Genomic DNA, 8,924 nt, shown 5'->3' on the forward strand with positions numbered 1-8,924 from the left:
TTACCAATAAACGTTTAAACTTCGTATCTTGGTGTATACCTGTCATCAGCACTCTCCTATGAAAAGAAAACTGCTCTTCAGCGTGCTGGCATTCCTCCTGCTGCCACTACTATCTAAGGCCACGCACATAGCGGGTGGTTACATCAGCTACTCAGCAGACCCGCAGAACCCACGTATGTATTATTTTACGCAAACCATCTATACAGATCGTGCTTCTTCTGCCGAGGATTTGGTAGCCTATATTAATATGGGGGATGGAAATACAGTAGAAGTTCAGCGCACAGAGGTAAGGCACTATAGCATGCAATTTGATATAGAAGTGTTTACCTGGAGCTATACCTACGCCTCTTCCGGTGACTATATTGTGGCCTGGACAGGAATAAACAGGAACCTGCACCTTATGAATGTTCCTTCAGCTTCAGACCAAATGTCTTTTTACATTTATTCCAATGTAAAAGTAAATCCGCTTCTGGTAAACAGCAATGGGATTAAACTCGCCAGCACTCCGCTTTTTGCAGCCTATACCGGTGAAGAAATGCGGTACAATTTTATTGCCTATGATGCCGATGGAGATAAATTAACTTACGCGTTGGTCACTCCAAAACAAGGTACTGCAGAAGGAGGTGGAAGCAACATCCCGGGCTATGCGTATCCGGAGGGGCTCACCATAGATAAGTTTGGAGAGTTACGCTGGAGGGCGCCAGCACTTAAAGGCGAGTATGTCATAGCTGTCAAAATTACAGAACATCGTAACGGACAACCTATTGGGTATACAATAGTTGATTACAATATACATGTAGCAGATCGTGCCCAGCAGCCAGGTATCACCTTACTGAACCAGGACAGGCTTACCCTGAATTATGACGGCTCTATACTTGCCCGCCCGGACCAGCCTCTTAAGCTGGAGTATTATCTGAGAAACGCAGCGGGAGCCGACTTTCCCCTTCATGCCAGGCAGTTTAGTGACCTTGATACGTTGGATCTGGCTTCTCCCAATGTCGCAGTGCGTGATTCCGCAGGCGGCAAAGCAGTTACCCTCACCTTCACCCCTACTACAGACCTCATGCGGCAGGAGCCTTATATTATTGGAATGCGTGGACATGCCGCCATAGAGCATGTGCAGGGAGCGCCTTATCAGCCTTACTATTTCGACTGGAGCTACGCTTACCTCATAGTAGGAGAACAGCAACCTACCTCAGTTGAGGAAGGCCTTGCCAAGGCAGGGTTTCTGCTTTACCCTAATCCTGTTGCAGACCAGTTCGTGATAGAAGCCCCGGACATGCCTGCCATGCGCGTGCAACTGCTCAATGCTACCGGAAAGGCAGTAGGCGTGCTTTCGCTCAAACCCGGTCGCAACCATTTAAAAAGGCCAGCGGCGTTGGCTGGCGGCTTGTACTTCTACACCATCACCAGCCGCCATAAGCCTATCGGCACCGGCAAGTTGGTTATGCAATAAAATGGATAGGCAACTTGTCAGGCTGCCTTTCTCTTTTATTTGACCTGATAATGTGCAAAAGTCCCAGCAGAACGACCTGTTGATAGCCTGATGGTGTAAAGGCAATTAGCTCCAGAGGAGCGACCTGTTTACTTTCGTTCACAGGCCGCTCCTCTGGAGCTAGAGCTTAATCAGGTTATTTTCTATCTACAGGTTGTCCCGCTGGGACTCAACCTTGAACCTAAGTTTGTTAATTACCGGCCTACGCTGTTTTTACTTTTCCCTTTTCCTTCCATGTAATTCAGGGTTAAGCTGGTTAAAGTTTTCACACCCAGCTTCATGCCGCTTTCATCTATGTAAAAGTCGGGGGTGTGGTGTGGTGCTACTTCCTCCGGCTTCTTCCCTTTGGCCATGCCGCCAACAAACACAAAAAGCCCCGGAATCTTCTCCTGGTAAAAAGAGAAGTCTTCCGCGCCCGTTACAGCCTTGGTCAGAATCACATTCTCGCGCCCTGCCACCGACTGCAAAGTTGGCAGCATTCTTTCCGTCAGGGCAGGATCGTTGAACGTAACCGGCGTCTGCGGAATAATAGTTACTTCGGCCGTGGCACCGGCACTTTCCGCAATCTTGGTGGCCGTTAGTTTGATCTTCTCGTGTATCTTTTTCTGCATCTCTGTGTCCAGCGCCCGGATGGTGCCTTCCATTTGCACTTCTTCCGGAATGATGTTGTTGCGCACGCCACCGTGTATCATGCCGACCGTCACCACAGCAGCCTCTTCCGGTAGTTCTGTCTGGCGGCTGATGATGGTTTGCAGGCCGTTGATAATTTGTGCTGAGGTAACTATCGGATCCACACCACCCCACGGATACGCCCCGTGCACCTGCTTGCCTTTTACTTTTATCTTAAACACGTCGGCACTGGCCATGGTACCGCCCGGCCTGTACTTAATCTTGCCGACTTCGGTCTGGGAGTTAATGTGCAGGCCAAAAATAACCTCTGGTTTTGGTCCCTTCTCCAGCACGCCTTCTTTTACCATCAAACTGGCTCCTCCCTCCTCGCCTTGCGGCACGCCTTCTTCAGCTGGCTGGAAGATAAATTTCACGGTGCCTTTCAGATCTTGTTTCATACTGGAAAGTACTTCGGCGGCACCTAACAGCATGGCAATATGCGTGTCGTGTCCGCAGGCATGCATCACCCCTACTTCCTGTCCATTATAGATGCCTTTGGCTTTGGAAGCAAAAGGCACATCGGTACGTTCCGTAACAGGCAGTCCGTCAATATCAGCGCGCAGGGCCACCACCGGTCCCGGCTTGCCGCCTTTCAGAATGCCGACCACACCTGTATGCGCCACTCCCGTTTCTACCTCTATGCCAAACTTCTTCAGTTGCGCTGCAATCTTAGCGGCCGTCTCCTTTTCATGGTTTCCGAGTTCCGGGTGTGCATGAAAGTCACGGCGCCACTCAATCACCTTCGGCTCCACTTTATCAGCCATGCTGTTTGCCCTGGCTACTAACTTGCTATCCTGCGCCATGGCGGGTGCCGCCATCAGCCCCAGCCCTACTGCCGCCAGCAGGGTACGCTTGCTCCAATTTCTATTCCTGATCATGTTTTGTTGTTTCAATGAAGATTTGAAGATACTGATTTTTCTGTTTGCTGCTACAGTTCCTCATCTGCCGCTATGCAAACCACCAAAGACGCTGGCCGGTTCAATTACATGGTTATACCACGGCAGGCCGGGCAAACCTTAGCCTATACCAGTCCAATGCCAGGAGAAAATACCGGCGACAGATAAATTCTCAACTTTCTAACTCCTAACTTATAAACTTCCCTCCTTTTCCGTACAACCAAGCATGCTTCGAAAATGGAAAGAACTCGTCCGGAAACTCAAGGAGGACATATTCACCCTTTACCTGGCGTCCAAGGACCCACGGATACCTTTTGCGGCGAAAGTAGTGATGGTAGTGACTGTGGCCTATGCCTTTAGCCCCATTGATCTGATCCCTGATTTTGTTCCATTACTGGGTTACCTGGACGACCTGGTGATTCTGCCGCTGGGCATCTGGTTATCCGTTAAACTGATCCCCCCTCGTATGCTGGACCATTACCGGCAGAAAGCAAAAGAACAGATGCACGAACGGAAGCCGAACTATGTAATGGCAGCTGTTATCGTTATTGTGTGGCTGCTGATTGGATACTGGATGTACCAGGCCTATACCGAACGAATCGATTAAATTCTGTTTCCTTAGCCCTTCTGGGCCCACAGCCGCACATTTACTTCGTAAAGTAAAAAGTTTATCTTTACAACAAACATGAACCAAAGTAACATGACCGACGAGCAGCAACATGCGCAGCAGCTTTTCCCGGAGTTTACCCCTGCAACCGCAGCAGACTGGGAGCAGAAAGCCAGGAAAGACCTGCGCGATACGCCCCTCGAAAACCTGACCTGGCACACCTACGAAGGCATCGACGTAAAACCATACTATGCAGCAGAAGATATTGCCGGGCTACCCTTTACAAAGCAAAAGCCGGGCAACTTTCCTTTTCTGCGTGGCATCAAAGCAGGCAATAACAGCTGGCTGAACATACAAAAAATACAGGTAGATGGCAGTGGCCATCCAGCAATCGAGAAAGCGGCTGATGTGCTGCGCAGAGGTGCTGACGGTGTTCATTTTGTGCTTCGTCAACCTGATTATTTTGATATTGATTACCTGGTCAATCACGTTGACCTCAGCAGGCATACCGTTAACTATACTCTGCAGAAGCAGCCTGAAAAATTCCTGAATGACTTGTATGCCGCCTTAAAAGAAAAGCAGGTGTCGCACCGCAACCTGCGCGGCTTTGTGCACTATGATCCGATGACAGGCAAAGGCTCTCTGACGCATGATGAGAACCAAAGCATCATCCAGGTGCTGGACCTGACCAAAGACAGCAATGACTTTTATGGCATCACGGTGGCAGGCACCAACTTCAGCAGCATCGGTGCTTCTGCTACACAGGAAATTGCCTATACTATCAGCGCCGCCGTAGCTTATGTAGATCGGCTGACAAATGCCGGAGTGCAGCTTTCTTCTGTATTGCGTAACATGCAATTCAGCATGGCAGCAGGCACTAACTTTTTCTTTGAGGTAGTAAAACTGCGGACTGTCCGCCTGCTGTGGGCAGCTGTGGTGGAGGCATACCAGGCAGAGCCTGCGTTTGCGGGAAAGCTCCGTATACACAGCAGTACTTCCAGTTGGTACCAGACCACACTCGACCCTTACGTGAATATGTTGCGAGCTACCACTGAGGCCATGTCGGCGGTAATGGCCGGCTGCAACTCACTGACGGTGGAGCCTTTCAACAGTACATTTGAAAGGCCCAGCGAGTTTTCAGAACGCATTGCCCGCAATGTGTCCATCATCTTGAAGGAAGAGGTTTATTTAGACAAAGCCATTGACCCTGCAGCAGGTTCTTACTACCTCGAGTCGCTGACAAATGAACTGGCGGCCAGCGCTTGGTCGCTGTTTAAGGAGGTAGAAGCACTGGGTGGTTTCGAGACTGCTTACGACAAAGGGTTTATACTGGGCAATATTACAGAAGTAAGCCGCAGGAAATTCAGGAATATAGCCACTGGCCGCGATGTGTTGGTGGGCACGAATAAGTATCCGGACCCCAGGGAGAAAATAGATTTTGACCCCGAGGCACTTATTCAGAGTGCGGACTTCGATACCACCCGCGCCGCATATCCTACCGAGGTAATGCGGTTAGCCACAGAGTTGCACCTGCGCAAGCGCAAACGGCGTCCGAAAGCAGTGGTGGCCATTATTGGTGACGCGGTGAAACGCCATGTAAACGCCACCTTTGCGCAGGAATTCTTCAGCTGTGCCGGCTTCGAAACTGCCGTTGAGCAGTTCGGCTCCGTAGAGGATGCCTCAGACAGACTGACGCATGCCGCAGCCGAAGTGGTGGTGGTTTCTGCATCAGAGGCAGCCTATGTGCAGGAGTTTGGGCCGAGGTTGCGAAATCATCATGCGAAACCAACCATCATCCTGGCGGATGACCCACAACAGATGAAAGAGGAAATGGTAGCCAACGGGTATGACGAGTTCATTTTTGAGGGCTGCGATACGTCTACTATCATGGAGCTGATCCATAAAAAACTGCATGGCGCAGAAGGCGAAGACAATGCTTAATATACCACAAACAGAGGCTGTGCAGGCAGTACAGCAGGCACTGGATGGCCAGATGCATGCCTGGAACAAAGGTGACCTTGAAGCAGCCATGGCTTTTTACTGGAATTCGCCGGAGATGCTGTGGATCAGCAAAGCCGGCGTGGAGAGAGGCTACCAGGAGGTGTTGGATGTGTTTCGGACTGATTTTGCTGATCCCAGCCAGATGGGTTACTACACGTATGAGCCGCTGCATATCGAGCAGCTATCGCCCGAAGCGGTATTTTACGTTTTCCGGTGGAAGACAGAAAAAGACGGCGCCGTACTAATGGGCGGTGTTTCGTCGCAGGTCTGGAAAAAGGTAGAAGGCAAGTGGGTCGCCACATCCGAACATGCGAGCTAGTTAATAACCGAATTCTGAATAACTGAATATTGAATTTTAAGAAAGTATTCTATTCAGTCATTCAGAATTCAATCATTCAAAATTGAACATGAAGCCTGACTTTTCGAAAATAGACATAACCAAAGTAGCGGCTGCAGATAAAGGCCCGAAGGCTCCGGCGACGCCAAAGCCCTGGAAAACACCTGAGCAGATAGAAGTAAAAAGCTTTTATACGGCGGAGGATGCAAAAACATTTGAGCATACAGGCTTTGCCGCCGGTTTGCCACCTTACCTGCGTGGCCCCTACAGCACCATGTATGTGCAAAGGCCCTGGACTATCCGCCAGTATGCCGGTTTCTCTACCGCAGAGGAATCCAATGCCTTTTACCGCCGCAACCTGGCTGGTGGCCAGAAGGGCTTGTCCGTTGCCTTTGACTTGGCAACGCACCGTGGCTACGACTCCGATCACCCACGTGTAGAGGGTGATGTTGGCAAGGCCGGCGTAGCTATCGATTCGGTGGAGGACATGAAAATCCTCTTCGACCAGATTCCGCTGGACCAGATGTCTGTTTCCATGACCATGAATGGGGCTGTGCTTCCGGTTATGGCCTTTTACATTGTAGCGGCTGAAGAGCAGGGGGTGAAGCCGGAGCAACTGAGTGGCACCATTCAGAACGACATCTTGAAGGAGTTTATGGTGCGCAACACCTATATTTACCCACCGGAGCCCAGCATGAAAATCATTGCGGATATTTTTGAATTTACCTCCCGCAACATGCCCCGCTTCAACTCCATCTCCATCTCTGGTTACCACATGCAGGAAGCCGGTGCCACCGCCGACATTGAACTGGCTTATACCCTGGCGGATGGATTGGAATACGTACGCACGGGTCTGAAGGCAGGCATGGACATTGATGATTTCGCGCCACGCCTTTCTTTTTTCTGGGCTATTGGCATGAACCATTTTATGGAGATTGCCAAAATGCGTGCCGCCCGTATGCTGTGGGCTAAAATTATCAGGCAATTTAACCCGAAGAACCCAAAATCACTGGCACTGCGCACCCACTGCCAGACATCAGGATGGAGCCTGACGGAGCAGGACCCGTTCAACAATGTAACCCGCACCTGTGTGGAAGCCCTGGCTGCTGCCCTGGGTGGTACGCAAAGCTTACACACCAACGCTTTGGATGAGGCCATTGCGCTACCAACGGACTTTTCGGCTCGCATTGCCCGCAACACCCAAATTTACCTGCAGCAGGAAACGAACATCACCAAAGTAGTAGACCCCTGGGGTGGTTCTTATTATGTAGAAGCCCTGACGCATGAGATTGCGCACAAAGCCTGGGCACTGATTCAGGAGGTGGAGGAGTTGGGCGGTATGGCCAAAGCCATTGAAACCGGCCTGCCGAAAATGCGCATCGAGGAAGCCGCTGCCCGCAAACAGGCCCGCATTGACGCGGGCAAGGATGTGATTGTAGGTGTAAACAAGTACAGGCCAGACCAAGCGGATGAAATCGAGATCCTGGACATCGATAACACAGTGGTACGCGAATCGCAGCTGCGCCGCCTGACAACAGTCAAATCTTCGCGCGACGAAGGCAGTGTGCTGAATGCCCTGCAGGCCCTGACAGATGCAGCAGAATCGGGCGTGGGTAACCTGCTGGAATTAGCTGTAGAGGCAGCCCGCCGCCGCGCCACCTTAGGCGAGATTTCTGATGCCCTGGAGAAAGTGTACGGCAGACATAAAGCAACCATCAGAGCTATATCAGGCGTGTATTCCGCAGAACTATCCGACGACGAAAACTTCGAACAAGCCAAAGCGCTGGCCGACAAGTTCGAGGCACTGGAGGGCCGCCGCCCCCGCATCATGGTCGCCAAAATGGGCCAGGACGGCCACGACCGCGGCTCCAAAGTTATTGCCACCTCTTTCGCCGACCTCGGCTTCGACGTAGACATAGGTCCGCTGTTCCAGACACCTGCTGAAGTTGCCATGCAAGCCGCCGAAAACGACGTGCACGTGGTGGGTGTTTCCTCACTGGCAGCCGGCCACAAAACGCTGGTGCCACAACTCATCGAAGAGCTTCGAAAACTTGACCGTGCTGATATCATGGTGATCGTAGGCGGTGTAATCCCAGCCCAGGACTATGACTTCCTGTTCAAAGCTGGCGCAGCAGGCGTGTTTGGCCCTGGCACGGTTATTTCGGTGGCCGCTCAGAATATATTGGAGAAGTTGATGAAGCAGGTAGAGGAGTAATTCTACCCGCTTTTTAGGTATAAATCCCATGTTGACAAATTGTTCAGCGTGAAATTTATAGTTATATTGGAATCACAATATATTAACGTCCTCTATGGCTATTCCTGATTATCAGACACTGATGCTTCCGCTGTTAACCTTTGCAGGTGACAAAAAAGAACACGCCACAAGAGATGCGGTCAATTATCTTTCAGATGCCTTTAATCTAACAGATGAAGAGCGGGAAGAAACAATACCAAGTGGTAAGGAGCCGGTTATTAAGAACCGAACAGGTTGGGCCATAACCTATTTCAAGAAGGCGCAACTTTTTGAGGCTACTAGACGTGCTCATTTTAAAATCACGCCACGAGGGTTAGATATTTTAGCTTCCAAGCCTGATAAAATTAGCAGCAACTTTTTGCTTCAATTTCCAGAGTTCAGAGAGTTTAAGAGCATCGACAACACTCGTACTAATGGAGAAACAGCTTCTACCATCGAGCAAATTGATGCAGACAAAACACCGGAAGAGGCAATGGACATAGCTTACCTCTCTATCAGAAAGGCACTCGCACAAGAGTTGTTAGTCAAGATACAAAGTCTGCCTCCATCCTTTTTCGAAAAACTAGGCTGCGTTGACAATTATAGCAGCAGTGTCATGGCTGCAGCCAGGTGCAGGAATGCCAGAAAGCTAGAGGCAGTCTTGTCGTATCGGGTGGCGATGCGGC

At 50.5% G+C, this 8,924-nt stretch carries 7 protein-coding genes; 6 read left to right on the plus strand and 1 reads right to left on the minus strand.

Annotation, left to right across the window (positions count from 1 at the left end; translation table 11 throughout):
- The first annotated feature begins 58 nt into the window (after positions 1–58).
- Positions 59–1,456: a T9SS type A sorting domain-containing protein gene (locus tag ACYVB1_RS15005; protein ID WP_460924600.1), complete on the plus strand. Its 1,398-nt coding sequence runs from the start codon at positions 59–61 to the stop codon at positions 1,454–1,456.
- Between the two features lie 233 nt (positions 1,457–1,689).
- Here ACYVB1_RS15005 and ACYVB1_RS15010 read toward each other — a convergent pair whose 3' ends face one another.
- Positions 1,690–3,042 (minus strand): amidohydrolase, encoded by a 1,353-nt coding sequence (locus ACYVB1_RS15010; RefSeq protein WP_460924601.1) that lies wholly within the window; start codon positions 3,040–3,042, stop codon positions 1,690–1,692.
- 244 nt (positions 3,043–3,286) lie between these two features.
- Between ACYVB1_RS15010 and ACYVB1_RS15015 the strand changes: the two genes are divergently transcribed.
- The 5 genes from ACYVB1_RS15015 to ACYVB1_RS15035 form a co-directional block, all read left to right on the plus strand.
- Positions 3,287–3,667 (plus strand): YkvA family protein, encoded by a 381-nt coding sequence (locus ACYVB1_RS15015; protein WP_460924602.1) that lies wholly within the window; start codon positions 3,287–3,289, stop codon positions 3,665–3,667.
- Between the two features lie 78 nt (positions 3,668–3,745).
- Complete coding sequence (locus ACYVB1_RS15020; RefSeq protein ID WP_460924603.1) at positions 3,746–5,608, plus strand: methylmalonyl-CoA mutase family protein; 1,863 nt, start codon at positions 3,746–3,748, stop codon at positions 5,606–5,608.
- Entirely contained in the window at positions 5,601–5,987 is a 387-nt protein-coding gene (locus ACYVB1_RS15025) for a YybH family protein (RefSeq protein WP_460924604.1), read from the plus strand. Before ACYVB1_RS15020 ends, ACYVB1_RS15025 begins: the two co-directional genes overlap by 8 nt.
- Before the next feature lie 88 nt (positions 5,988–6,075).
- Positions 6,076–8,220, plus strand: coding sequence for a methylmalonyl-CoA mutase (scpA, locus tag ACYVB1_RS15030; protein ID WP_460924605.1), 2,145 nt, complete (start codon positions 6,076–6,078; stop codon positions 8,218–8,220).
- A 94-nt stretch (positions 8,221–8,314) separates the two neighbouring features.
- Positions 8,315–8,924: winged helix-turn-helix domain-containing protein (locus tag ACYVB1_RS15035; protein ID WP_460924606.1), on the plus strand; the 610-nt coding region annotated here is incomplete at its 3' end.

Source organism: Pontibacter brevis (genome assembly GCF_054779655.1).

Coding starts and splice junctions, on each gene's coding strand:
- ACYVB1_RS15005 (WP_460924600.1), top strand. CDS start 59: ATGAAAAGAAAACTGCTCTTCAGCGTGCTGGCATTCCTCCTGCTGCCA.
- ACYVB1_RS15010 (WP_460924601.1), bottom strand. CDS start 3,042: ATGATCAGGAATAGAAATTGGAGCAAGCGTACCCTGCTGGCGGCAGTA.
- ACYVB1_RS15015 (WP_460924602.1), top strand. CDS start 3,287: ATGCTTCGAAAATGGAAAGAACTCGTCCGGAAACTCAAGGAGGACATA.
- ACYVB1_RS15020 (WP_460924603.1), top strand. CDS start 3,746: ATGAACCAAAGTAACATGACCGACGAGCAGCAACATGCGCAGCAGCTT.
- ACYVB1_RS15025 (WP_460924604.1), top strand. CDS start 5,601: ATGCTTAATATACCACAAACAGAGGCTGTGCAGGCAGTACAGCAGGCA.
- scpA (WP_460924605.1), top strand. CDS start 6,076: ATGAAGCCTGACTTTTCGAAAATAGACATAACCAAAGTAGCGGCTGCA.